We start from the raw sequence: 25,516 nt of genomic DNA on the forward strand, positions 1-25,516 counted from the left end.
CACAGATTCTTTATTTATAATAATTTTATCATTTTAGAAACAAAAAAACGCGTTCTAGACGCGTCTTTGAAAATTATTCATTGTGTAACTATTAATGATCGAATTACAAATTGCCAGAATAACCGCAACGACTAGTGCTGAACCAAATCCATTGAAGTAAAAACTATTCGCCCCAACTAGTGCTGAAGTCAATTCTAGAGTAATCGCATTAATTACAAATGAAAATAGTCCAAATGTAATAAATGTAATCGGTAGAGAAATAATATGTAGGAGTGGTTTGATTGTCCAGTTCAAAATAGCTAGTACCAAACTAGCAATAATCGCTGTGGCTAAAGTGTCCACTCTAAACATACCGGGCAATAGTCTAGCAATTGCTAGAAACAAAAGCGTCTGTATTGCCACTTTTATAAGTAACTTCATTTCATACCCTCATTCTTTTTTGAATCAGTAATATTTTTTGGCAGCTTTAGTGCCACGCTTTCTCTTATTAAAATCCGTCTCTTGGATATTTCGTTTTTCTGGTAAAGAAAATACTAGGATTATATAAACCAAGGCTGGCAGAAAATAAGTAAAAGGCAACAGAAAGATAAAAGCTAAACGTATCCAAGTCGAATCAACGCTAAAGTAAGCACCTAAACCACCGCATACACCTGCTAACATTCGATCCGTACTAGATCTTGTGATTCTTTCTTTCATATAAATTCACCTCAACTTGTCCAAAAAATATACTACATATTCAAGAAAATATCAATTTTACTCATCGACATCAGGAATATGCTTCCGATTCAGTTCTACCACATGTCCAGTGTTCAAGTAAACAACCCATTCACAAATATTGGTTGCATAATCACCAACACGTTCCAAATAACTGGCTACAAGCATATACGACGAACCACTTAAAACATTCTCCACAGTTTTTTGCATATCTTTGATACATAACTCATTGATTAAGGTACTCTTTGCGTCAATTTCCACATCACGATGAGCAACTTCTTCAGCCATTTTGCTATCCTTTTTCAAGTAAGCTTCCAGTGAATCTTCAACAATACTTGTACTCATCTCACCCATTTCCGCAATTAGTTTTTCAATCTCGGGAATTCTTGTTTCACCCTTAACTCTAATTGTTTCTTGAGCAATACTTACCGCATGATCGCCCATTCTTTCTAAATCAGAACTAGCCTTTAAAACCGTTACAATCATTCTCAAATCAGATGTAACTGGCTGTTGTAAAGCAATCATTTCAAAAGATTCTTTTTCCAAATCCATCTCTCGTTTATTAATCACATGATCATTACGAATTACTTCTTTGGCTAAAGATTTATCATGATCAATATATGCTTTAACAGATTTCATGATGGCTTCACTCGCCATCATACCCATTTCTGAGAATCGTAAATGTAAGTTATTTAATTGTTCTTCGAAAGTAGTGCGCATCGTTTTTCTCCTAACCGAATTTTCCTGAAATATAATCTTCAGTCTGTTTCTCTTTTGGATTTAAGAAAATATTCTTTGTTTTATCTGCTTCAATTAATTCTCCATTTAGGAAGAAGGCTGTTTGATCGGATATTCTCGAAGCCTGTTGCATATTATGTGTAACAGTAATGATAGTGTAATCCTCACGTAGTGCTAACATTGTATCTTCAACCTTTGCCGACGAAATAGGATCCAAAGCCGAAGTTGGTTCGTCTAATAAAATAATATCAGGTTTCACTGCTAAAACTCTAGCAATACATACTCTTTGTTGTTGGCCACCTGATAATGATAATGCGCTTTGATGCAATTTATCCTTCACATCATCCCAAACAGCAGCATTCTTCAAGCTAGTTTCAACTGCTTCATCCAAAATTGACTTATCTTTAACACCGGCCAATCTTAATCCATAAACTACATTGTCATAAATTGAGAATGGGAATGGATTAGGTTGTTGAAACACCATTCCAACTTGTTTTCTCAAAGCTACAGTATCAACATTTGGAGAATAAATATTCTTACCATCCAATGAAATTGTACCCGTAATGGTTACATCAGGAATCAAATCATTCATTCGATTTAAACACCTTAAATATGTTGATTTACCACAACCAGAAGGACCAATTAAAGCGGTGATCTCGTTCTTATTAAAATCTAAATTAATACCCTTTAATGCTTCTTTTTTTCCATAAAATAAATGTACATCGGAAGATGTCAAAATTTTCTTTGCCAAATTTAACGCTCCTATCCAAAGTGTCCCGAAACATAATCTTCTGTTATTTTAATCTTTGGACGAGTGAATATCTTTCTCGTCTCATTAAATTCCACAGCATGACCTAAATGGAAAAATGCCGTATAATCGCTTATTCTAGCGGCCTGTTGCATATTATGCGTAACGATAATAATTGTATAATTATCTTTCAAATTCATCATGGTCTCTTCAACATTCGAAGTTGAAATTGGATCTAGCGCACTAGCTGGCTCATCCATCAAAAGAATATCTGGTTTCATTGCAATCGCTCTGGCAATACAGAGACGTTGTTGTTGTCCACCTGAAAGAGCTAAAGCACTTTTATTAAGATCATCCTTTACTTGATCCCACAATGAAGCTTGTTTCAACGTTGTCTCGACTATTTCATCTAATTTCTTTTTATCGTGTAGTCCGTGACGTTTTAGTGCAAAAGTAATATTATCATAAATCGATTTAGAAAATGGATTAGGCCGTTGAAAGACCATTCCAATATGCTTTCTTACTTCATAAATATCAACATTATTCTTATTGATATCCAACCCACGATACATTATTTTACCCTTAACACTTGCACCTTCAACATTATCGTTCATACGATTCAATGATCTTAAGAACGTTGATTTACCGGAACCAGAGGCTCCAATTAAGGATGTTATTTTGTATCTTTCAAATTGCAAAGAGGCCTTATGTATTGCTTCTTTTTCGCCATAAAATACTTGTAAATCTTCAGTCTTCATGGCGATTTCATGCTTGTCTTCATCCAAATGAAGGATGTATTGTTGATCATTTTGTTCAATCATATCTTATTTACCCGTCATCTTTTTGTAAACTAAATTGCCAATATATCTAGATAGAAGATTAAAAATTAGTACGGCAATAATCAAAACAGCCGAAGCACCAGCGGATACTTGAACAGCATCCGGAATTAAACCTTCGGAATTGACCTTCCAAATATGAACGGCTAAGGTTTCAGCCGGTCTCATTAAGTTTAGAGGACTAGTTATACTAAAAATATTAAAATTAGTAAAATCAAGCGGTGGTGCACTTTGTCCTGCAGTATAAATCAAGGCAGCAGCTTCACCAAAAACTCTACCAGCACCAATAATCATCCCAGTAATGATACCTGGTAGTCCATCAGGAATAATAACATGGATAACTGTTTCCCATTTTGACAAACCTAAGGCTAATCCAGCTTCACGTTGGGACTGTGAAACTGATTTTAATGAATCTTCAACATTTCTGGTCAAGATTGGTAGATTAAAAACTGTTAATGTCAAAGCACCAGATAAAATGGAAAAACCAAATTTAAAACTAATAACGAAAATCAAGAATCCAAACAAACCAACAACAATTGATGGCAATGAACTCAAGACTTCAATTGAAACTCTAATTAGTTCAACAAACTTATTTTTCCCTGCATATTCTGATAAATAAATACCAGCCGAAATAGAAATAGGAATCGAAATTAACATTGATAAAATTAGTAGGAAAAATGAGTTGAATAGCTGAACTCCTACACCACTACCAGCTTGAAAAGCCTTCGAACCAGAAGTTAAGAAATGCCAATTAACATAACGTAATCCACTGCCCAAAATATAAACTAACAAACCAATCAAAATTAAAACGATAACACCTGACATAAAATAAATCACACCAGTAGCAATCTTATCCTTAGTTTTTTCATTAAACATTAGAATTCACCTCGCTTGGCGATCGTTCTAATAACAAAATTAAAGAGTAAGGACATCAAGAGAAGCAACAAGGCCAATGACCACAAAGCATTATTGGATGTTGATCCCATGATAGTATTCCCCATATTCATAGTCAGAACACTAGTTAATGTTGACGATGGTGAAACTAGATTTTGTGGTAACAACATAGCATTACCAATAACCATTTGAACAGCTAAGGCTTCACCAAAAGCACGAGCCATTCCAAAAACGACAGCCGTAAGTAGTCCTGGTGTTGCTGCTCTTAAAACTACCTTGTGAATGGTTTGCCATCTAGTAGCGCCTAAAGCAAGCGATGCTTCACGATAATAACGTGGTACCGCCTTTAAAGCATCAACTGACATTGACGTAATGGTTGGCAAGATCATAACAAATAAAACAAATGATCCAGCTAAAATACCAAATCCACTACCACCAGCAATTGTCCTTACAGCAGGTACAACAATTGTTAAACCAATGAATCCATAAACAACTGAAGGAATACCAACAAGTAATTCGATCACAGGCTGTAAAACTTTACGACCCCAACTTGGCGAAATCTCAGTCATGAAGATTGCTGCAGCGATAGCAAAAGGTGTTCCTATCAAAGCCGCAATCAAAGTAACTGAAAATGAACCAATAATCATCGGTGCAGCACCAACAATTGGATGTCCAGCACTATCTAACTTATTTGGAGCCCACACAGAATGAGTCAAAAAATCAATTGGATTAACACCATCTTTAATAAAGATAATGACACCCCTTGAAGCAATAAATCCGATAATTGTAACAACTAATAAAACAATAATGGCAGTAAAACTGAAAGAAATAATCTTACCGCGAGTCTCCCTTTTGGCAGATACCGATTTTCTAGTTAAACTTTCTCTAATTGGATCTTTCAATTTATTTTACCCCCTTTGAAACGGGCGTAACATTGCCCTTATAATCCTTTTCATACTTCATTTCGTTAATGGGAACATAATTCATCTTTTTAACTACGTTCTGTTGAACATGTTTGGTCATAATAAAATCCAAAAAGTCTTTAGTCATACCAGTAGGTTTACCGTTGGTATACAAGTGCTCATAAGACCAAATCTTCCACGTATTATTTTCAATATTTTCGATAGTTGGTTCTACGTTATTGACTGCAATTGTTTTTACGGTGTTATTTAAGTATGGCATAGCCAAATAACTAATTGCACCATCTGTATTGTAGACAATTTGTCTGACCATTCCACTGGAATCTTGCTCTTGTGAACGGACAAATGGGGTTCCATTCATGACATCACTTTCAAACGATGCACGTGTACCACTTCCATCAGCACGGTTAATGATCGTGATTGGCAAATCCTGTCCACCAACTTGCTTCCAGTTCTTTACCTGACCAGAAAAAATTTGTCTTAATTGCTTAATTGTCAGGGATTTAACTTTTACATCTTTATTAACTACTGGAACCATACCTACTGCAGCTATCCGATGATCAACAAGTTTACTAGCATCAATATCTTTTTTCTGTTCTGCATACAAATCAGAATTACCGATATTGACCGCACCTTGCTGAATCTGGCTCAGTCCTGTACCAGTTCCACCACCTTGTACATTCACGTACTGGTTAGGGTTACTCTTTGTAAACTCTTCCCCGGCAAGTTCAACTAATGGTTGAGCAGCTGAAGATCCAACTGCTGTAATAGTTTCTTGGCTTCCGCTGCCTTTGCAACCACTCAAAACGAGTATGCTGGAAAACATAATTGCAAATAATGCGACAAGTCTTTTTTTCAATGTTCTCACCTCTATCCAACTAGGATAGTACAACATTGTATATTTTTTGTATAAAAAAAAGTCGTGATAAAATAAATTATTTTATCACGACAATTTTTTCTGTTTTATAAAGGAATATTCACCGTAAAAGTTGTTCCCAATCCTTTGTGAGATTCCATACGAATATCTCCGTCCAAAGTATCCAGAGTTTCCTTAACAATTGCTAAACCTAAACCAGTACCACCAGTTTCTAAGCTTCTAGAACGATCGACACGATAGAATCTTTCAAAGATCCGACCCTGATCTGCTTCAGAAATTCCAATACCGGTATCTTTAATAATAAATTTGAGACGATTTTCAATCTCATCATGATGCACTTCAATATCAATTGAACCATTTTCTTTATTATACGAAATAGCATTTTTTATCAAGTTTCGAATAACTAAGTTAAATTTCTCTTTGTTGATAGTCACATCTTCATTACCAAAAAATTGCTTCTTAATTGTTAAATTATGCTTCTTAATTGCTGGGTCTTGACGTTCTAAAATACTATCAAGATCTTCGCGTAAATTAACCATCTCAGCCTTATAATTGCCCTTTTTAACTCTAGAAAGTGACAAAATATCCTGAATTAATTCAGTTAAACGAATACTTTCACTATGAATTATCTTTAAGAAATGATCCAATTTTTCAGGATCATCTTTGGCACCATTTAGTAGAGTCTCTGAGAAACCTTCGATTGAGGTTACTGGCGTCTTTAATTCATGACTGACATTATTAACAAAGTCGACTTGCATTCTTTCAATCTGGCGACTTTCGGTTAAATCATACAAAATAACCAAAACTTGTTGGTCAAAATCTTCACGCGTATGTACTAAACGAATAACATTCGCATCGACGAACTTTTGTGAGTTACCAACCAATTGAATCTCACGATGATGATTCTTATTCTTACGCAAAGTATGTTCAATCATTCTACTTAAGCTATAAGTTTTAATATCTTCGATAAACGGATGAATATCATTGGAGATGTTCACATCTAAAAGCCCAGCCATCGCTTGATTATGCATTAAAACATCACCTTGAGAGTTCAACAGCATTACACCAATTGGTAAATGACCAACTAAACCTCTAAAACGCCTCTCTCGTAAACGGACATCATCCCGTAGATCATTAATATCCATACTAATTTTATTGGTTTGTTCAACCAAGCCATATAATTCATCATCCGGTGACAAAATAAGTGAAGCCATTTCTTTATTCTTACGTACACGTCTCAAATTCTCAGTCACACTCTTAATGTCATTACTAAGAATTTGACGTTTACGATAATAGAACAAAATAACTGAATCAGTGATAACAAAATACATCAGAGCTACTAATACAAATGTCAGCGGAGCCTGACTCCAAAGTCGATTGTATCTTTTAGCAACCACGTAACGACTAGAACCTGGTAAGTAATACATAATTCTCTCACCGAAGTTAACGTCAGTGACATAATTTTTACCAGGAGCTATTCGACCACGATGGAACATGTCATAAGCTTTTTTCTGTAAATAAGTATCCTCTTTACTCGAATCAACATAATCCAAACCAGCAATTCTAGCCGCTTCTGACGGATCATGGTTCTTCTTTAATTCTTGATATGAAACAGTCTCTTCAGTAAACATATCCTTTTGGGAATCGCCCAAAATAGTATCGGAAAAAATCACCAACACAACAAAGATAACTACTGAAATCAAAATAGCAATTATGGGTCCTATTCTTCTTTTCATCGTTATACCTCTAAAATATAACCGAAACCATGTACGGTTTTTATTATTTGTGGATCTTTGGTGTCCTTTTCAATTTTATCACGGAGGTGACTAATTTGGATATCAACCATCCTCATTTGTGAATTGGAATTAATTCCCCAAACATTATCAAAAATTTGTTCACGTGAGACGACAATCCCTTTGTTTCTAATCAAAAATTCCAATAATTCATACTCTTTTTTCGTTAAACCAATTTCTTGGCCATCAATAATTAAACTTTTAACATCGGTATTGAGTTGAAAACTACTTTTTTTCTGTTCATGAGATGTTCTTCTCAAAACAACTTCAATTCTCGCCAAAAGTTCTTTAATACTAAATGGTTTCGTTACGTAATCGTCGGCACCACTAATTAAACCTTTAATTTTAGTATCTTCCGAATCTACCGCGGTTAAAAATATGACAGGGGTAAGATTACCAGATTCGCGCATTTTCTTCAGAACTTCCATACCATTCATTTTAGGAAGCATTTGATCAAGTAGCATTAAATCAAAATTCCCCTTACTTACCTTTTCAAATGCCATTTCACCGTCAGTTGCTGTCGAAACCTGATAATCATTACTTTCCAAATTGTATTCAATTAACTCCAAAATTGCAGGTTCATCGTCAACAACTAAGATTTTACTTTTCATTTATTTTGGCCCCTTGTAGTTTCCATTGGAGATAAGCATATATAAACGGATCTAGATCCCCATCCATCACCGCTTGTCCATTCCCTGACTCATAGTTGGAACGATGATCTTTAACCATGGTATACGGATGAAATACGTACGAACGAATTTGTGAACCCCAGCCAATATCCTTTTGTTCACCTTGGATTTCAGCATGTTTCTTGGCACGTTCTTCTTCTTCTCTTTGGAAAAGTTTAGCCTTCAACATATTCATTGCTGTTTGTCTATTTTGCAATTGTGAACGTTGAGCCTGCGAACTAACAACGATTCCTGTAGGTAAATGAGTAATTCTTACCGCTGAAGAAGTCTTGTTAATATGTTGACCACCGGCACCAGAGGATCTAAAAACATCAACTCTTAAGTCGTCATCATTAATTTCAACATGAATACTGTCATCTAATTCAGGCATTACATCGACTGAAGCAAAAGATGTATGACGTCGACCAGCCGAATCGAATGGTGAAATTCTAACTAACCGATGAACTCCTCTTTCAGAACGTAACAAACCATATGCATTTTTTCCACGGATCATCATTGAAACACTCTTGATTCCAGCTTCATCACCAGGTTGGTAATCTTCAATCTCAATGGAAAAATTGTGTTGATCAGCCCATCTTTGATACATTCTCAATAGCATAGAACCCCAATCCTGAGATTCAGTACCACCAGCACCAGGATGGATTTCCATAATAGCATTGTGAGAATCATAAGGTTCTGATAACAACATCATTAACTCATATGAACGCAACTTTTGGGACAAATCAGACGAATCGTCTACCATCTGTTCCATTAATTCATCTTCTGGATCTTCTTGATATAATTCTGCTGAAACTTTGATATCATCTAAGCCTTGACTCAATTCTTTGAAGTTATCATATTTATCCTTCATGGCTTTTGTATCATCGATCACTTTTTGAGCTTTATCGTGATCATCCCAAAAACCAGCCTCAGCCATCCGACCTTCATTCTCAGCAATACTTTCTTCTAGGGCATCTAAGTCAAAGAGACCCCCTGAATTGACTTATTTTGTTTTCCATCTCTGAAATTTTATTTTTAATTTCACCAAATTCCATATAATCACCCTTATAAAAAAAGCAGGCCCAAGGCCCGCTTTTTATCTTTCCATATTTTGTCTGATTTCGGCCTTCATGAATAATCTAGTTACATCATATTCAATATCAGAAACCATTTCTTCAAACATACGGTATCCTTCTTCTTGGTACTCAACTAAAGGATTTAATTGACCGTAACCACGCAATCCAATTGATTGACGTAATTGATCCATAGCATCGATATGATCTGTCCAGTGTTCATCAACAACTCTCAAAATAACAACCTTTTCAAATTCTAGCATTTGAGCAGGATCTCCGAGTTGTTCTTTCTTTTCTTCATAGTTCTTATTAACAATATCCATCAAATATTTAACAATATCATCAGCACTCTTTAATTGTAAGTCAACAACTGAAATTTGATTTTCATTAACTAAAGCAGATTTGGCAAAGTCGACAATTGCTTCCAATTCCCAATCTTCTTGTTTACCTTGAGTATGAACGTTAACTTGAGCTTGAATTGTTCGTTTAAGCATTGGAAGCAATACACGATCAAGATCTTTATCTTCAGTAATAACTTCCATTCTTTCTTTATAGATAACTTCACGTTGTTCACGCATAACATCATCATATTGAAGAGTATTCTTACGTGTATCATAGTTATTACCTTCAACACGTTTTTGAGCGGATTCAACTTGACGTGTCATCATCTTACTTTGAATAACAGCATCGTCATCTTCAATCTTCAAAGTCTTAAGCACACGCTTAATACGTTCAGAACCGAAACGTTTCATCAAGTCGTCTTCTAGTGACATGTAGAATTGTGTAACACCAGGATCACCTTGACGACCAGAACGTCCACGAAGTTGATTATCAATACGACGTGATTCATGACGCTCTGTACCAAGAACAGCCAAACCACCTATTTCTCTAACACCAGGTCCAAGCTTGATATCAGTACCACGACCAGCCATATTAGTAGCAATAGTTACAGCACCACGTTGACCGGCGTTCATAATGATTTCAGCTTCCTTAGCATGGTTCTTAGCATTCAAGACAGCATGAGGAATACCTTCACTATCAAGTAATTTAGATAGATATTCAGAAGATTCAACCGCAACAGTACCAACCAAGATAGGTTGTCCTTTTGCATGACGTCTCTTGATATCTTCAACAACGGCAGCAAACTTACTCTTCAACGTTGGATAAAGAAGATCATCTTTATCATCACGAATAACTGGCTTATTAGTTGGAATAGAAATTACTTCCATGTTGTAGATTTCTCTAAATTCTTCAGCTTCAGTCTTTGCAGTACCAGTCATACCAGACAACTTGTCGTACATACGGAAGAAGTTTTGATATGTGATGTTAGCCATAGTCTTAGTTTCATCTTGAATTTCTACACCTTCCTTAGCTTCAATAGCTTGGTGTAGTCCATCAGAATAACGACGACCATCCATAACACGACCAGTAAATTGATCAACAATCTTTACTTCGCCTTCTTGAACCACATAATCAATATCAAGACTCATAATGAAGTTAGCACGTAGAGCTTGATCCAAATGGTGATTCAAAACTGTGTTGTCAATGTCATAAAGATTATCAAGGCCAAAGTAATCTTCAGCTTTTCTAATTCCTGTTTCTGTTAAACTAATTGATTTTGTAGGCCAATCAATTTTGTAATCATCTTTTTCAAGAGTCTTAGCAAAACGATCTGCACGAACATACATAGCAGTTGATTTTTCAGCTGCACCAGAAATGATCAAAGGTGTTCTGGCTTCATCGATTAAGATAGAATCAACCTCATCGACAATTGCAAAGTGAAGCGGACGTTGTACCATTTGTTCCTTGTAAACGACCATGTTATCACGCAAGTAATCGAAACCTAGTTCACTATTTGTTGAATATGTAACGTCACAATTATAAGCAGCACGTTTTTCTTCAGAATCCATACTATTCAAGTTCAAACCAACGGTTAGACCAAGCCACTTATATAGCTCACCCATTTCCTTAGCATCACGACCGGATAGATACTCATTAACAGTAACAACATGGACACCTTTACCAGCTAAAGCATTCAAATAAACTGGTAACGTAGCTGTCAAAGTTTTACCTTCACCAGTTTTCATTTCAGCAATATTACCTTCATGCAAAGTAATACCACCAATTAATTGAACCTTAAATGGATAAAGCCCAAGGACTCTTTTAGCTCCTTCACGAGCAGTAGCAAAGGCTTCTGGCAAAATATCATCTAGTGTTTCACCCTTTGCTAGTCTTTCTTTAAATTCAGGAGTCTTAGCTTGAAGTTCTTCATCAGAAAGCTTGCTATAAGCATCAGCATAGCTTTCAATCTTATCGGCAATTTTGCCCATACGTTTGACTTCTCTTTTGTCGCTTTCGACCCATCTTCTTAGCGGATTTGCCATATTTATATATCTCTCCTAAGTGTAAATGAACATATTCTTAATAGTAGCATTTTTTTTTAAACTTTTAAACTTAATATCGTCAAATAGACTTTTCAGGTCTACAATGATACACCATTTTGCCTCCTAGTAGTGTTAAGAATACTTTACAAAGCTTTATAGACAACAAAAAAGCCTGAAGCATAAGCTCCAGACCAATTGATATTCATTAATTTATTAATTATTCGTTAGTTTCGATTAGGCCATATCTGCCATCGTTACGTTTATAAACGATACTTGCACCATTTGTTTCTGAATCTTCAAAGATAAAGAATTCATGTCCAAGCATTTCCATTTGTAGAACAGCTTCTTCCGCATTCATTGGTTTCAATGAGAGGCGCTTTGTTCTTACAATTTCTGACTTATCTTCTTCAGTTTCTTCAGGTGTAACATCATCCAAAGGAATATCCTTTAAACTGCCGCCCTCACGGCTCTTACGGTTTACACGTGTCTTAAACTTCTTAATTTGTCTTTCAAGCTTATCAATTACTAGATCGATTCCAGCGTACAAATCATCATTGACTTCTTCAGCTCTCAATGTGATGGATGACAGAGGAATTGTAACCTCGACTTTTGTACCCTTTGATGGATATGTTTTCAAATTTACATGTGCAATAGGATTACTGTCATCACTAAAGTATTTTTCCATTTTGGAAATTCTTTTTTCTACGTATTCACGAATTGATGAAGTTACCTCAATATTTTCACCACGTACATTAATAGTTAACATAATAATCTCTCCTTCCGACGAGTAGGAAATTAAAGAGCATCTTTACATCTCTTTAATGCAATTATAATATTCTTAAGCCCATATGACAACGTTTTCACTACCTTGATAATGAAAACGTGCAAATATTTTTAAATCCGTAACTTAAAAATATATCATGAGCGTACATCAAAGTCCGTCCTGTCGTATAAATGTCATCTAATATCAAAATTCTTTGATTCTTTTGAAAATTATTAATTCCGGGCAATGCGGAGAATGTTTGTGGAGTCTGCATCCTCTCCAAACGATTTTTTTGAGCTTGCGGTTTGTCGGCATCAATTTTAAACAAAAGTTTCTTTAGATCAAAGATATCAGCGTACAATTCATAAACAGGATCAAAACCACGTTCTTTAAAATGGCCCTGACTTGCGGGAACATAAGTAACTACATCAAAGTGATTATTTAAAGACCAACTCTTTATATCTTGATAAAATAATTTTGCTAACAAGACATCTCCATATCGTTTATACAGCTTGAAATAGCTGTGTATGAACTGATTATACTCAAACAAAGCCTGATGGTAATTGGTTTTCCCATATTTTTGCTCCCAAATGAGACAATCCGAGCAGATTCCCTCACTATCTGGTTTAAAACATCGAGGACAATTATGACGATTTGCTAAGGGTGACAATTGTTGTCGACATAAATTACAGATATAATTCGGTATAATTTCTTTTAAAAATAATATTTCTGATATTTTTAAATTATTATTTATTTCGGCTCCACAATTCAAACATTTCATTTCTTCACCTGTTGATTCAAATATGTTATTTCTCTACAAGCTTGCTGGATTTGACGATTGTAATAACGATAATAAAAATGCACCTCGTCGTCGAAATACTTTTTATCCCGGCCTGCACGACCAGCAATCTGTATTAACGAGGTTTTCGAAAACTCTTTAGCATCAGCGTTCAATACTAGAACCATTACCCTTTTAAAAGTTACTCCTCGTTCTAAGATTGTTGTTGTCAAAATAACTTGAACTTGGTGTTGACGAAATTGCTGTACCTTTTCCAAACGTTTTTTATCAAGAGAACTAACACTCACAAATGATAATGTCGGATAATATTTTTTCAACTTTTGCGCAAACTTCTCCATAACAGGAATTGATGGAAAAAATATCATCAACCGCTGATGACTACTCACAATTCGATTAAGTTTTAAACGCAGTCTAGGATTAATACCTAGAAAATTTATTTCTTTGAATAACAAATGACAGCGTGGTTCCGGCAATGGGTGACCATGAAATCTTTGATATAATTTAGAAAGTGTTACTTGACCCTTTTGAACTTTCTGTAGAAGTTCCCTTGGTGGTGTGGCTGATAAATAAACTGTCATCCCTATGCTCTTTTTAGATTTTTTAATTGCCTGATGTAACATTTGATTACCCGCTAAAGGATAAGAATCCACTTCATCAATAATCAATACATCAAAAGATTTTTCAAATCTAATCAATTGATGAACTGTCATGATAGCTATTTGTGTAAGATGATACCTTTCTAAACTTTTACCATGGAAGAGACCTATTGTCGTTTTTGGAAAAACCTTTTGTAATCTAGGAAAGAGTTCGATACAAACATCTACACGCGGAGAACAAATGGCGATTCGCTGCTGCTTGATCAATGCCTGTTCAATTAACGGAAAAATCATCTCTGTTTTTCCTGCACCAGTGACAGCCCAAACTAAATGATCACAATGACGGTTAAAGGCATTTAAAAGCTCATGGACGCCTCTTTGTTGATTATCGGTCAATTCACCATCCCAATCCAAATACTTCTCTTGTATTGGAAATACAATGTCTGAGCCAGTTATGAATAGAGTGTCACTTGAATTAATCTTTCCTAAATTGATACAATGACGGCAATAATTATATTTACCTGAATTTTGAGGTAATTTCATCAAGCAACGTCTGCAATATCTTTCACCTTTGATTTGATAAATTGCAGTTGTCTGCGTTGCACCCTGGTCAAGTAGAGTCTTTTTCAAATCAGGAGTTAATTCTTTGGCATTAAAAATTCTGCCACCAAGATACTCATTTAAATTAGTCATAATTAAAATTACGTAAAGGAGCGACTTTTTTTTGCAAAATTATAAAACAATTGCCAAGACTGGCAGTCATGAGAAAGATATTAAGAAATCACGTTTTATCGCTCACATTGCCCAAACTTTCTCTGAAGATGAGGCCAAAGATTTTATTCAAAAGATCCGAGAGCAAGAATCTGGAGCCACTCATAACTGTACTGCTTTTATCGTTATGGAAAATGTTAAGATCGAACGTATGTCTGATGATGGCGAACCTAGTGGAACAGCTGGATCACCAATTCTCAACGTACTTCAACAACAAGACCTTTTGAATGTAACTGTTGTTGTGACCCGTTACTTCGGTGGTATCAAATTAGGTGCTGGTGGTTTGATTAGAGCCTATTCATCAACTACTGCTGAGGCTGTTAAGGAAATCGGTTTAGTCGAAAATCGAATTCAGCAAGGATATGAATTAGCAATTCCTTATCATATGTTCGATAAATTTGATAACTATGCTCAAAAGGAAAAAATTAATTTAGAGGACAAACAATTCTCAACCGATGTTAAGTGCCAAATCTTTTTAGATTTAGACAGCGCCAATCAAACTGTTCAAAATATTAAAGACCTCTTCCAAAATCAAATTACGTTAAAAGAAACCGAAAAAACTTATAAACAGGTTCCCATTGAAGCAAATTAAAAACTCTCAACCAATTCTAAAAAATGAATTGATTGAGAGTTTTTATTATTCATAGTCTCCATTCCGTAAAGCAAAGTGTTTATCAAGACCTGGAGCTCCTCCATCACCGTATTTCTGCATTATTTTGGCAGCCTTGGCCATTTCATCGTAATCCTTGTACATATAGTTTCTATATATTTTAGGAATTACATCACGAGACACAAAACTAATTCTAGAAACATACAATCCCTTATGCTGCACCATCGCATAATCTTTATCCTTGGGATGTAACCCACCGTAAAAGTCTAACAAAGTTGAATTGCCCCATTCATCATCAACTACAATAATATCTTTATAAGGCTTTCCGGCTTTCAAAGTTTTATTTTCCGGCAACGGAGCATAACCGACTTCCGTTTTAATCAAAGGATTGAATCGATCTACCCATTGATTCTCATATTGATAATTTGAAAGAAAGTTTCCTAGTCCAATCACAGCTAAAAATGATATCAGGACTCCAATCAACCAATATTTATAAACCTTTTTCATTTTTAAGTCTTTATCAATTTTTTCCACAGTTGTTACATCTCCCTTTAGAAATTCATCCAAGGATATATGCAAAATAGAACTCAAATTAATCAATAAAGAAATATCAGGATACGTTCTTCCCGTTTCCCAACTTGAAATTGTTTTGTCAGAAACATTCAATTTTTGTGCCAATTCTTTTTGTGTTAAATTTTCTGATTTACGATACTTCTTCAATTGCTCACTTAATTTCATTTTTCATTTCTCCTCAACATCAATTAAAAAAGTGACTAACCATTTATACTACCTACATACTGTTGATTCAATCTATTGGGTGTCTATTAATTGTGGAATCGAGATTAGACAAAAAAAACAGGCGCTATAACGGCGTCTGTTAATCCTTCTTTTCTAATCGTTTAATAAATTTTTGAATTGCATGCAATAACGGCTGACGATTATCTCCCAATAGACCGATTGATTCAATAAATAATTCCAAACCAATCAGAACACCTATCGTTAATAGTACGCTCCCCCACAAAGTAGAAAGTGGATAAAGCATTGAGATGAAGGCAAAAACCAAGGACAAACCATAAATTACTAAAACAGTTTGACGATGGGACAAACCTAATTGCATCAATCTGTGATGTAAGTGATGCTTATCAGCTTGCATAATTGGTTTTTTATTCAAAAGTCTTCTAAGAATTGCATAAACAGTATCAGTGATGGGCACACCCATGATTACCACTGGCATTAACAAAGTAATGAATGTTACGTTCTTTAATCCCTTAAGTGAAAATACTGCCATCATGAATCCAATGAATAATGAACCTGTATCACCTAAGAAAATACTTGCTGGATGAAAATTATGCGGTAAGAATCCTACCAAAGCGAATACTAAAGCAAAAATCCAAATGGCCACATAGACATTAGTTAGATTCAAGAAAAAGTAAGCCATAACTCCCATAGTAAATAACGCAATTATGGAAACCCCAGTGGCTAGACCATCAAGCCCATCAATTAAGTTCACCGCGTTAGTAATAGCGATGATCCAAATGATTGTTATTGGCAAACTCCACCAACCAAGTTCGAACGAACCAATAATTGGCAATGTAACTTCATTCATTCTAATACCGGCTAAGAAATAAATAACTAAGGAAGCTGCGAAAATACCTGCTAACTTAGCCTTGGGCGATAATTCACGAATATCATCAATAATCCCTGTTAAAACAATAATACATTCTGCTAGAAAAACACTGAATAACTCATGTGTTGGGAATTGTTCTCGCAACAGAGCAAACGTAGCAAAATTAAATGCTATAAAAATGGCCAGTCCACCCATCGTAGGCATTGGCTTTATATTTACACGCCGTGCATTTGGTTTATCAACAGCACCCAAAATATAGGCTAATTTCACTACGAAAGGAGTTATTATAGCCGACAGAATCATCGTTAAAAATAATTTTACTATTACACTAAACATACCCGACATTTTTGAAAAACTCACTTTCCGTTAATAGAACAATTATACAATACCTATGGCATAAACAAAAAGTAAATTAAAAAAGAGCGTATCCAACGATACACCCCCATTTTATTTAGCCAATTCCACTTTTCTAACTTCACGAACCACAGTAACTTTAATGTGGCCTGGATATTCAAGGTTTTGCTCAATCTCACCTTTAACATCACGAGCTAGAATTGCTGCTTGATCATCAGAAATTTCCTCTGGTTTAACCATAACTCTGATTTCATGACCAGCTTGAATTGCATAACAATGATCAACACCATCATGCTTATTAGCAATTTCTTCCAATTTCTCAAGACGATGGATATAATTTTCCATCGATTCTGATCTAGCACCAGGACGTGCTGCAGAAATTGCATCAGCTGTTGCAACGATTGTTGCAATAAATGATGTTGGCTCAACATCCCCATGATGTGAAGCAATTGTATTAATAACTACTTCTGGTTCTTTGTACTTAGTTGCGATATCAACACCTATTTCTACGTGCGATCCATCAACTTCGCGGTCGATGGCCTTACCGATATCGTGTAATAAACCTGCTCGTTTTGCTAACATAACATCTTCACCCATCTCAGCAGCCATCACAGCGGATAACTTTGCTACCTCAATTGAGTGACTCAAAACATTTTGACCGTAACTTGTACGATATTGCATACGTCCAATGATCTTAATCAAATCTGGATTAATAGAACTGATACCCAAGCTATAAATAGTTTGTTCACCAAGTTCACGAATATGATCATCCATTTCTTTTCTAGCTTTATCGACCATTTCTTCGATACGAGCTGGATGAATTCGACCATCTTCAATTAATTTTTCCAAAGCCATTCGAGCAATTTCTCTTCTGACCGGATCATAAGCACTCAAAGCGACTGCTTCAGGTGTATCGTCAATAATTAAATCGACACCAGTTAGAGATTCGATTGTGCGAATATTTCTACCTTCACGTCCAATGATTCTTCCCTTCATGTCCTCATTAGGCAAAGTAACGGTAGTAACAGTTGATTCAGAAACTGTATCAGCTGCACTTCTTTGGATAGCGGCAATGATCAAGGCTTTAGCATCTTTATCAACATGCTGTTTGGCTTGTTCATCACTTTCCTTAATCATCTTGGCACGTTCATGTACCAATTCCTTGTTTAACTTACCAAGGATAATCTTCCTACCTTGTTCGCGTGTTAAGTTACTTACTCTTACCAGCTCCGCTTGCTGTTCATTAAGAGTTTCAGTCAATTGTTTATCTTTTTCACTAAGTTTCTGTTGTCGTGCCGAAATATCGTTCTCGTTATTTTCGATATTTTCCTCACGCTTTTCAAGCGATTGGTCTTTTTTATCCAAAATGTCTTGTCGTTCGAGAATACGATTTTCTTGTCTCTGAACATCTTTACGACGTTCCTTCAATTCATCTTCTTGTTTCTCACGATATTGATGAATCTCATCTTTAGCTTCAAGGAGCTTTTCCTTTTGCAAGGATTTAGCAGCTTTCTTTGCATCTGAAACAATATCTTCAGCAGTTTGTTTAGCTTGTGAAAGTTTCTTTTCGTAGGCATCCTTACAGAGAGCATATCCGAAGAGTATACCTACGATCAATGTTACTAGAGCGAAAGAGAAGGTTATGATAGCTGGATACATGCTATCACCTCCATATTTGCTTTTTTAAAAAATTTGTTTGTAAAATTCATTGTTACAAATTATTTACATACAACTTAATATTATAGAATAAATATAGCCTGTCAACCAAATAAAAAGAAAAAAAGAGACTTATTCAGTCTCTTTTTTATTAGAATCAGGAATTAAATCAATATTCTCGTTCTTTTTTTCGGAATCTTTAGCATCTTTTTTAACTTTAGAATCAGCTTTTTCCTCTTCAGGTTCAGCCTCTTCTTTAGTTCCATCCATACCGTAAGCTGTACGAACTTTTTGTTTAATTTCGTCCATTTTTTCAGGGTTCTCAGATAGATAAGTCTTAGCGTTCTCACGACCTTGACCAATTCTTTCATCACCATATGAGTACCATGAACCACTTTTATCGATAATATCTTTATCAACAGCCATGTCAACTAACTCACCAGTTTGAGAAATTCCCTTACCATACATAATATCAACTAGAGCAACCTTAAATGGTGGAGCAACCTTATTCTTAACAACTTTGATCTTTGTTCGATTACCAATTACATCTGAACCATCTTTAATTTGTTCCGCACGACGTACTTCCAATCTAATGGTTGAATAGAACTTCAAAGCACGACCACCAGGTGTAGTTTCTGGATTACCGAACATAATCCCAACTTTTTCACGAATTTGATTAATGAAAAGTGCAATTGTCTTAGTCTTATTGATAGAACCAGATAATTTACGTAATGCCTGTGACATCAGTCTTGCTTGTAAACCAACGTGAGCATCACCCATTTCACCTTCAATTTCGGCACGTGGTACCAAGGCAGCAACAGAATCGACAACAACGATGTCGACCGCGCCACTACTTACCAAGGCATCAGCAATTTCTAGTCCTTGTTCACCAGTATCAGGTTGGGATAGCAATAGATCATCGATATTAACGCCTAATGCCTTGGCATACTCTGGATCCATGGCATTTTCAGCATCAATATAAGCGGCTGTTCCGCCTTGCTTTTGTACTTCAGCAACGGCGTGTAAAGCTACGGTTGTTTTACCGGAACTTTCAGGTCCATAAATTTCAACGATTCTACCTCTTGGGAATCCACCAACGCCTAAAGCATTGTCTAGAGCCAAAGAGCCCGTAGAAACTGTGGAGATTTGAGTATTAAGGTCGTCACCCATTCTCATAATGGCACCTTTACCAAAATCCTTTTCAATCTTTTTCAAGGCTACGTCTAAAGCCTTTTGTCGTTCATCTTTAGCCAAATTGCTTTCCTCCTAATGCATTCATCACTAAGTATATTATTAGTAATCCATCAAAAAAGCAAGAAAAAAGCGAACAAATGTTTGTTCGTTATATTATTTCTTGAATGAGAGCAAATCCACACAAAACTGATTTTAAACGAATCGCTTGTCTTGTGCCTTCAAAGTGAAATTCTTTAATAATCTCTTGGTGGTTCTGACGATTACAAGCACCGATGAAAACTGTACCCACAGGGTTACCTTCTAATGGATCTGGACCAGCTACTCCAGTGAAACCAAGGCCAATATCAGCATTGATCTTTTCAGCTGACAATTCAGCCATTGCTTTGGCCACCGGATTACTGACTACCGTATATTCTTCAATCAATTTAGGGTCCATTCCCAATAATTGAACCTTGATATCATCAGCATAAGTAACAAATCCACCATCAAAAACATTTGATGCTCCAGGTACTGCAGCAACAGTTGCTTGAAAGAGCCCTGCTGTTAAACTTTCAGCCGCAGTAACTTTCAATTTATTCTGTTTAAGCTTTTCAACTGTCTCTGTAGCAAAATCAGACCATTTTCGAGGCAATCCCTTTTCAAAATTAGCCCGTTCAGCTTCCTTTAAGATTTCAATTGATTTATTCATTGCTCTCTCTTTCAAATTACGTATTATTTCTTGAAAACATCTCTTGCTTGATAGAAATAATCAGCACCAGAGTAAATAGTGAAGATTAAACAAATGTATAAGAAAATTTGTCCGATTGGAACATTGATTGCGGAGAAGAAAATATTATTCATCAATAGGAAAATGATTGCAATCATTTGTGTAGTAGTTTTGATCTTACCAGGCATTTGAGCAGCCATAACCTTGCCACCCTCTTCAAGAACAATCGTTCTAAGACCTGTAACAGCCAATTCACGACAAACAATAATTGCAACGACCCAAGCTGGTGCCATTTTGAAACTTACTAAGAAAATGAATGCTGTCATAACCAACATCTTATCTGCCAAAGTATCGGCAAACTTACCGAAATTAGTTACTAAGTGGTTCTTACGAGCAATCTTACCATCAGCTAAATCTGTTAATGAAGCCACAATAAAGACTACCGTTGCTAAAACATGGTTCATTGGGATCAAATTGTTCAGAACATAAATTTCCCCCAAATCTGACCAACCAAAAGCCAATAGAATAATAAATACTGGAATCAAAATAATTCGAAGCATTGTTAATTTGTTAGGTAAATTCCATACCATTTAAAACATCCTCCAATAATAACTCTTTTTTACAAAATAATGGTGTCCACTCTTATTAGATTAGACACCATTACTTTATTTTTCAACATTAAATGTAAGTGTTTTGACAATTGAACTGCTACTATCAGTAGTTCCCAAATCAAGTTTCTTACCATCGATTGTAATTTCTGTATTGTTGATATTACCAGTTTGAATCTTGAAACTAGTAGTGTCAGCAGGAACAGTTGTTTCCTTCTTTTCACCTGAACTCAAAGCTTGTTGCCAAGTTGTATTTGAACCCTCAGTAAATTGAATCCAAGCTTGACCGTTATTACCGGCTACAACAACTTTTAAGCCATCTGTAGGCATGTTAGTAACAGTGTATGTGTTATCTCCTGAAGATTTAACACTAACAGTCTTAGCTGCTGCTTTCTTTTTAGCAGTAGCCTTTTTAGTTGTCTTAGTTGACTTCTTGGTTGTTTTCTTCTTAGTTGTTTGAGTTGTACTATCCTTTGGTATAGTTACACTTGATGCATTTTGATTACGATGAACCATTCCAAAAGCAATTACAGCAATAATAACAATAACAACAATTCCCACAACGATTTGAGGAATATAATTTCCTAAGTTAGAGAAGAAAGAATTTGATTCTTCCTTGATAGAACGTGTCTTTGTTTCCTGTTGAATTGCTTCTTGGGATGGTTGAGAGTTAGGAATATCAGCTTTATATTCCTCCAACAAATCATCACTAGAGATACCAACAGCATCAGAATATTGTTTGATAAATGCTCTCACGTAAAAATCACCGGGAAGATGATCAAATTGACCTTCTTCAATAGCAATTAAATAACGTTTTTGAATTTTGGTGATTTGTTGCAAATCATCAATTGTGTAGCCTTTTTTGATACGTGCATTTCTTAATTTTTGGCCAATTTCGTCCATTTTTTACCACCGATTAACTAATTTTTCTAAGTATAACATAAATTATTATCTAACTACTAACGACCTTATAACAACCAGCCGCCGGCAAAATAAATCGTTTGTCCAGTTAAATAATTTGATTTGATATTGACAAGGTAACTGACTAGATCAGCTATCTCATCAGGATTTGCCAGCCTATCGGCTGGAATTTCTTCTTTAACATTTTCCAGATCTTCACTTGAAAACTCTTGAGTATTCATCTTGGTATTCACAGCCCCAGGTGCCACTACATTCACCGAAATACCTAACGAAGCAACCTCCTTGGCATAAGCATCAGCAAAAGAGGACATAGCACCCTTAACTGTGCTATACACAACTTCCATTGCTGATCCAACCTTTCCATAAATCGAACCAATAAAGACAATCCTACCATGATGAGTCTTAGCCAACTTATCTTGAAGCTGCTTCAAAATTAAAATTGGCAATTTGACGTGAATATTCCACAAAGAGTCAATCTCTGATTCAGAAATATCAACTAATAACTTGTAGTACGTATTTCCTTGCGCGAAGACGACTGCATCTAATCCGAAAATTTGTTTCGTCAAATCTTCAACTTTATCATGCTCCATATCAAACTTAATTGGTATGAAATCCTGTTTTGGATACTTTTCAACGAGTTGCGCTCGTAATTTCTCGATACGTTCAGAGTTTTTATTGTAATGCAGATAAAGAGACCAACCTTTGGCGGCTAAGTTCTTAGCACTGCTTGTTCCAATATCTCCTGAACTACCCATGATCAATGCATACATAGCTTACTTCCTATTTGGTAATAGATTATAGTAGGTACAATTTTCATCTTTCAAAAATTGTTCAGAAACTTCTAGTAAGTCATCACGATGAATTGAATTGATCATATGAATTAATTCTAAGTAATCCACACCGTAGAAATACAATTCTGCCATCTGATTAGCAATTGCTTCTGGTGAATTCTGTGCAAATAAGTAAGCACCAATTGCATCACGTTTGATACGTTCAAATTTTGTATCCGTCAAAACGGCTTTCAAACTCTCATATGACAAATGCTTTTGAAGATATTCCTGAAATTCTTCAGAATTATTAGTTGACCCACTAATAATGATAAAACAATAGTTGTTTTCTGCAACCACATTATAAGAAAAACTATCATCAATTATTCCTAATCGGTTCATTTCTTGATAATTACTGGAAGATTCACCAATCAAAGTTTCCATTACCATATTCATTTCATATTGCTTTTTAACCAAATCATAGCCGGACATATCAATGTCGATCCTTATGCCATAGGCAGATCTGGCTTGACTAATATCCATTTGTTCTTGCCCACCAGGACCGATTGGAGTTAATTTATTAAAAGTCTTTTCCAATGGTTGCCCTAAAGTTTGAAAATTGGAATTTTCGACAATATTTTCAATTTTTTCAGAATCAACATCCCCAACAATAACTAAATCCATATTACTTGGACGATAGTTATCCTGATAAGCTTGCAATAAATTCTTCTGATTGATCATCTGTAATGTGTCACTAGTACCAGCAATGTCTTCAGCAATTGGATCATTAGGATAAAGTTGTTCCAAAATTCTTTGTTCTAATACAAATTCTGGCATATCTAAATACATTTGAATTTCCTGATTAATAATTCCTCGCTCAGAAGCAACATTTTCTTCGGTGAAATAAGGATTCTGAACCAAGTCTAAAAGAGTTTTCAAATTATCATAGGGATTTTCTAATGTCTGAAATAAGTAGGCTGTCTTCGTATAACTAGTATAAGCGTTAGAGTTTGCACCGTACTTGGCAAACTTCTCTGAAACATCGTAGCCTGGTTTAGCAAACAATTTGTGCTCAATAAAGTGAGCAATTCCAGCTGGCAAAGTCTTAGCACCTTGTTTGGTGTCAACTGACCCAAAATTGGCCATAACAACGCTATAGACTTGATTAAATCCCGGCAAAGGCACGATTTCAATTTCAAATCCATTTGCCAATTTCTTAGTATATTTCTGTAATTTCTCAGTCATTCCTAATCTCCAATCAATTGATACTGTGCGATTGCATGCATATGTGAAGCTACACTTGCTACATGCTTTTTATCTAGATTGTTTAATTCATCTTCAAATTGTTGATTACTCAACAGAGTCTGAGGATAAATGGTCTCCCAAATACTACGCATAATATAATACTGAATTGAATCGGTAGATATCTTACGACGCGTGAGCATCACTTTTTGAGCATGTTTGATTTGCTCATCTGTAACTTTTCCATTTTTAATATAGGCAATCTGAGCATCAATCAACGCTAAAGCCTCTTCAATTGAACTAGCATCTAAACCAGCCTGAATAGTCACTAAATGGCTGATCGGCTGATAAGTACTGGAAACAGAATAAGCCAAACTATTTTTCTCTCGTACTTGTAAAAAGAGCTGTGATTGATCATCGCCACCCAAAATCAAATTCATTACTTGCGGCGCCATACGATTGAAATCCTTAGAGACCCCTTCGGTTGCATACGCCAAACCGATACGACTTTGATTCAAATGTTTATGTTCTATTTGATTAGCCGGATTCTTAATTAAATCATCAAATTTACTAAAGGAAATGGTCAAATCATTGCGGTCATTCTTTAGTTTTTCAGCAAAAATACTTTCATTCAAATATTCTAAAAATTCCGTTTCATCAATATTACCGACTACATTAATAATTACTAAATCGTTGGCAATAATATCTCGATAAGTCTTCAAAAGATCATCATTGTTCAATTTCTCTAACTGTTCCACGCTACCAAAAATTGGAACTTGACGATTCGGGTCGTCACGATAGATCAATTTAATCAATCCAAGTGAACTGACTAAATCCTGGTTATCTTTAATCGATAAAAGATTGGACATCAGATTACGCTTTTCAGTTGAAAAAGCTTCATCGTTAAAAACCGGTCCATTCAAATTCGGCTTGAAAATAACTTCTCCAAGCAGATCTAAATTATCCTTAATCTGAGTTTTTCCATCAATCAAAAATGCAGGATCAGCGAATTCCACACTAAATGCTAAATCATTAAAGTTCAATAAATTACGTGTATAAACACTGATCTCTGATCCATAAAGATCCATTTCGCGGTCATTTATCGCTTGAAAACTAGGATAATCTTTTGTCGAGTTAGACAAAACATTTGCCAATAAACGCCGACTAGTCATTTCATCCTTATTTAATGGACGTAAGAAATCTATTTGAATCTTAATAGTACGGAATTTTTTTATTGGATTAATATTCAAAAAAATA

Annotated in this window: 26 protein-coding genes; 1 reads left to right on the plus strand and 25 read right to left on the minus strand. The window is 35.4% G+C overall.

Going from position 1 to position 25,516, the window contains the following annotated elements; all coding sequences use genetic code 11:
* Positions 1-54: 54 nt before the first annotated feature.
* The 15 genes from FC97_RS03730 to FC97_RS03800 all read right to left on the minus strand — a co-directional run bounded on the left by FC97_RS03730 (position 55) and on the right by FC97_RS03800 (position 14,496).
* Positions 55-420: a phage holin family protein gene (locus FC97_RS03730; RefSeq protein WP_054643100.1), complete on the minus strand. Its 366-nt coding sequence runs from the start codon at positions 418-420 to the stop codon at positions 55-57.
* Between the two features lie 24 nt (positions 421-444).
* Positions 445-696: a PspC domain-containing protein gene (locus tag FC97_RS03735; RefSeq protein WP_054643099.1), complete on the minus strand. Its 252-nt coding sequence runs from the start codon at positions 694-696 to the stop codon at positions 445-447.
* A gap of 57 nt (positions 697-753) precedes the next feature.
* Positions 754-1,434: a phosphate signaling complex protein PhoU gene (phoU, locus tag FC97_RS03740; RefSeq protein ID WP_054643098.1), complete on the minus strand. Its 681-nt coding sequence runs from the start codon at positions 1,432-1,434 to the stop codon at positions 754-756.
* A gap of 10 nt (positions 1,435-1,444) precedes the next feature.
* Entirely contained in the window at positions 1,445-2,203 is a 759-nt protein-coding gene (gene pstB, locus FC97_RS03745) for a phosphate ABC transporter ATP-binding protein PstB (protein WP_054643097.1), read from the minus strand.
* A gap of 11 nt (positions 2,204-2,214) precedes the next feature.
* Positions 2,215-3,021, minus strand: a complete 807-nt coding sequence (gene pstB / locus FC97_RS03750) for a phosphate ABC transporter ATP-binding protein PstB (RefSeq protein ID WP_054643096.1) — start codon at positions 3,019-3,021, stop codon at positions 2,215-2,217.
* A 3-nt stretch (positions 3,022-3,024) separates the two neighbouring features.
* Entirely contained in the window at positions 3,025-3,912 is an 888-nt protein-coding gene (gene pstA, locus FC97_RS03755) for a phosphate ABC transporter permease PstA (protein WP_054643095.1), read from the minus strand.
* Positions 3,912-4,832, minus strand: a complete 921-nt coding sequence (pstC, locus tag FC97_RS03760; RefSeq protein WP_025084591.1) for a phosphate ABC transporter permease subunit PstC — start codon at positions 4,830-4,832, stop codon at positions 3,912-3,914. The genes pstA and pstC overlap by 1 nt, the downstream gene beginning before the upstream one ends.
* A 1-nt stretch (position 4,833) precedes the next feature.
* Positions 4,834-5,709 (minus strand): phosphate ABC transporter substrate-binding protein PstS family protein, encoded by an 876-nt coding sequence (locus FC97_RS03765; protein ID WP_054643094.1) that lies wholly within the window; start codon positions 5,707-5,709, stop codon positions 4,834-4,836.
* A 104-nt stretch (positions 5,710-5,813) separates the two neighbouring features.
* Entirely contained in the window at positions 5,814-7,463 is a 1,650-nt protein-coding gene (locus tag FC97_RS03770) for a sensor histidine kinase (protein ID WP_054643093.1), read from the minus strand.
* Positions 7,464-7,465: 2 nt separating this feature from the next.
* The gene (locus FC97_RS03775) at positions 7,466-8,131 is read right to left on the minus strand and encodes a response regulator transcription factor (protein WP_054643092.1); all 666 of its coding nucleotides are present in this window, start codon (positions 8,129-8,131) and stop codon (positions 7,466-7,468) included.
* A protein-coding gene (gene prfB, locus FC97_RS03780) for a peptide chain release factor 2 (protein ID WP_179205844.1) occupies positions 8,121-9,243 on the minus strand; the annotation gives its coding sequence in 2 pieces (ribosomal slippage) (positions 8,121-9,170 and positions 9,172-9,243; 1,122 coding nt in all). The genes FC97_RS03775 and prfB overlap by 11 nt, the downstream gene beginning before the upstream one ends.
* Before the next feature lie 41 nt (positions 9,244-9,284).
* The gene (gene secA / locus FC97_RS03785) at positions 9,285-11,645 is read right to left on the minus strand and encodes a preprotein translocase subunit SecA (RefSeq protein ID WP_054643091.1); all 2,361 of its coding nucleotides are present in this window, start codon (positions 11,643-11,645) and stop codon (positions 9,285-9,287) included.
* Between the two features lie 217 nt (positions 11,646-11,862).
* The gene (gene hpf / locus FC97_RS03790) at positions 11,863-12,411 is read right to left on the minus strand and encodes a ribosome hibernation-promoting factor, HPF/YfiA family (RefSeq protein WP_054643090.1); all 549 of its coding nucleotides are present in this window, start codon (positions 12,409-12,411) and stop codon (positions 11,863-11,865) included.
* Between the two features lie 97 nt (positions 12,412-12,508).
* On the minus strand, positions 12,509-12,895 hold the full coding sequence (locus tag FC97_RS13645) for a ComF family protein (protein WP_225868743.1): 387 nt from the start codon (positions 12,893-12,895) through the stop codon (positions 12,509-12,511).
* Between the two features lie 290 nt (positions 12,896-13,185).
* Positions 13,186-14,496 (minus strand): DEAD/DEAH box helicase family protein, encoded by a 1,311-nt coding sequence (locus FC97_RS03800; protein ID WP_056967822.1) that lies wholly within the window; start codon positions 14,494-14,496, stop codon positions 13,186-13,188.
* A gap of 31 nt (positions 14,497-14,527) precedes the next feature.
* On the opposite strand from FC97_RS03800, the gene FC97_RS03805 reads away from it, so the two are divergent.
* Positions 14,528-15,166, plus strand: coding sequence for a YigZ family protein (locus tag FC97_RS03805; RefSeq protein ID WP_054643086.1), 639 nt, complete (start codon positions 14,528-14,530; stop codon positions 15,164-15,166).
* Between the two features lie 45 nt (positions 15,167-15,211).
* Here FC97_RS03805 and FC97_RS03810 read toward each other — a convergent pair whose 3' ends face one another.
* From FC97_RS03810 to yfmF, 10 genes are all read right to left on the minus strand, one after another.
* Positions 15,212-15,922, minus strand: coding sequence for a helix-turn-helix domain-containing protein (locus FC97_RS03810; protein WP_082397544.1), 711 nt, complete (start codon positions 15,920-15,922; stop codon positions 15,212-15,214).
* A 139-nt stretch (positions 15,923-16,061) separates the two neighbouring features.
* Positions 16,062-17,147 carry a glycosyltransferase family 4 protein gene (locus FC97_RS03815; RefSeq protein WP_054643132.1) on the minus strand — a complete coding sequence of 362 codons (1,086 nt, stop codon included), beginning with the start codon at positions 17,145-17,147 and terminating at the stop codon, positions 16,062-16,064.
* 111 nt (positions 17,148-17,258) lie between these two features.
* Positions 17,259-18,824: a ribonuclease Y gene (gene rny / locus FC97_RS03820; RefSeq protein WP_054643085.1), complete on the minus strand. Its 1,566-nt coding sequence runs from the start codon at positions 18,822-18,824 to the stop codon at positions 17,259-17,261.
* 129 nt (positions 18,825-18,953) lie between these two features.
* Positions 18,954-20,075, minus strand: coding sequence for a recombinase RecA (recA, locus tag FC97_RS03825; protein WP_056967824.1), 1,122 nt, complete (start codon positions 20,073-20,075; stop codon positions 18,954-18,956).
* 88 nt (positions 20,076-20,163) lie between these two features.
* Positions 20,164-20,703 carry a CinA family protein gene (locus FC97_RS03830; protein WP_054643084.1) on the minus strand — a complete coding sequence of 180 codons (540 nt, stop codon included), beginning with the start codon at positions 20,701-20,703 and terminating at the stop codon, positions 20,164-20,166.
* Positions 20,704-20,726: 23 nt separating this feature from the next.
* Entirely contained in the window at positions 20,727-21,311 is a 585-nt protein-coding gene (gene pgsA, locus FC97_RS03835; protein ID WP_054643083.1) for a CDP-diacylglycerol--glycerol-3-phosphate 3-phosphatidyltransferase, read from the minus strand.
* Between the two features lie 75 nt (positions 21,312-21,386).
* Positions 21,387-22,232: a helix-turn-helix domain-containing protein gene (locus FC97_RS03840; protein ID WP_054643082.1), complete on the minus strand. Its 846-nt coding sequence runs from the start codon at positions 22,230-22,232 to the stop codon at positions 21,387-21,389.
* Between the two features lie 65 nt (positions 22,233-22,297).
* Entirely contained in the window at positions 22,298-23,020 is a 723-nt protein-coding gene (gene ymfI, locus FC97_RS03845) for an elongation factor P 5-aminopentanone reductase (protein WP_054643081.1), read from the minus strand.
* A 3-nt stretch (positions 23,021-23,023) separates the two neighbouring features.
* Positions 23,024-24,262, minus strand: coding sequence for an EF-P 5-aminopentanol modification-associated protein YfmH (yfmH, locus tag FC97_RS03850; protein WP_054643080.1), 1,239 nt, complete (start codon positions 24,260-24,262; stop codon positions 23,024-23,026).
* 2 nt (positions 24,263-24,264) lie between these two features.
* Positions 24,265-25,509, minus strand: coding sequence for an EF-P 5-aminopentanol modification-associated protein YfmF (gene yfmF, locus FC97_RS03855; protein ID WP_235628554.1), 1,245 nt, complete (start codon positions 25,507-25,509; stop codon positions 24,265-24,267).
* Positions 25,510-25,516: the final 7 nt, after the last annotated feature.

The organism is Companilactobacillus kimchii DSM 13961 = JCM 10707, assembly GCF_001435445.1.
In the GTDB taxonomy this organism is placed as follows: Bacteria; Bacillota; Bacilli; order Lactobacillales; family Lactobacillaceae; genus Companilactobacillus; species Companilactobacillus kimchii.

Coding starts and splice junctions, on each gene's coding strand:
- FC97_RS03730 (WP_054643100.1), bottom strand. CDS start 420: ATGAAGTTACTTATAAAAGTGGCAATACAGACGCTTTTGTTTCTAGCA.
- FC97_RS03735 (WP_054643099.1), bottom strand. CDS start 696: ATGAAAGAAAGAATCACAAGATCTAGTACGGATCGAATGTTAGCAGGT.
- phoU (WP_054643098.1), bottom strand. CDS start 1,434: ATGCGCACTACTTTCGAAGAACAATTAAATAACTTACATTTACGATTC.
- pstB (WP_054643096.1), bottom strand. CDS start 3,021: ATGATTGAACAAAATGATCAACAATACATCCTTCATTTGGATGAAGAC.
- pstA (WP_054643095.1), bottom strand. CDS start 3,912: ATGTTTAATGAAAAAACTAAGGATAAGATTGCTACTGGTGTGATTTAT.
- FC97_RS03770 (WP_054643093.1), bottom strand. CDS start 7,463: ATGAAAAGAAGAATAGGACCCATAATTGCTATTTTGATTTCAGTAGTT.
- FC97_RS03775 (WP_054643092.1), bottom strand. CDS start 8,131: ATGAAAAGTAAAATCTTAGTTGTTGACGATGAACCTGCAATTTTGGAG.
- secA (WP_054643091.1), bottom strand. CDS start 11,645: ATGGCAAATCCGCTAAGAAGATGGGTCGAAAGCGACAAAAGAGAAGTC.
- hpf (WP_054643090.1), bottom strand. CDS start 12,411: ATGTTAACTATTAATGTACGTGGTGAAAATATTGAGGTAACTTCATCA.
- FC97_RS03800 (WP_056967822.1), bottom strand. CDS start 14,496: ATGACTAATTTAAATGAGTATCTTGGTGGCAGAATTTTTAATGCCAAA.
- FC97_RS03810 (WP_082397544.1), bottom strand. CDS start 15,922: ATGAAATTAAGTGAGCAATTGAAGAAGTATCGTAAATCAGAAAATTTA.
- FC97_RS03815 (WP_054643132.1), bottom strand. CDS start 17,147: ATGTTTAGTGTAATAGTAAAATTATTTTTAACGATGATTCTGTCGGCT.
- rny (WP_054643085.1), bottom strand. CDS start 18,824: ATGTATCCAGCTATCATAACCTTCTCTTTCGCTCTAGTAACATTGATC.
- FC97_RS03830 (WP_054643084.1), bottom strand. CDS start 20,703: ATGAATAAATCAATTGAAATCTTAAAGGAAGCTGAACGGGCTAATTTT.
- pgsA (WP_054643083.1), bottom strand. CDS start 21,311: ATGGTATGGAATTTACCTAACAAATTAACAATGCTTCGAATTATTTTG.
- FC97_RS03840 (WP_054643082.1), bottom strand. CDS start 22,232: ATGGACGAAATTGGCCAAAAATTAAGAAATGCACGTATCAAAAAAGGC.
- ymfI (WP_054643081.1), bottom strand. CDS start 23,020: ATGTATGCATTGATCATGGGTAGTTCAGGAGATATTGGAACAAGCAGT.
- yfmH (WP_054643080.1), bottom strand. CDS start 24,262: ATGACTGAGAAATTACAGAAATATACTAAGAAATTGGCAAATGGATTT.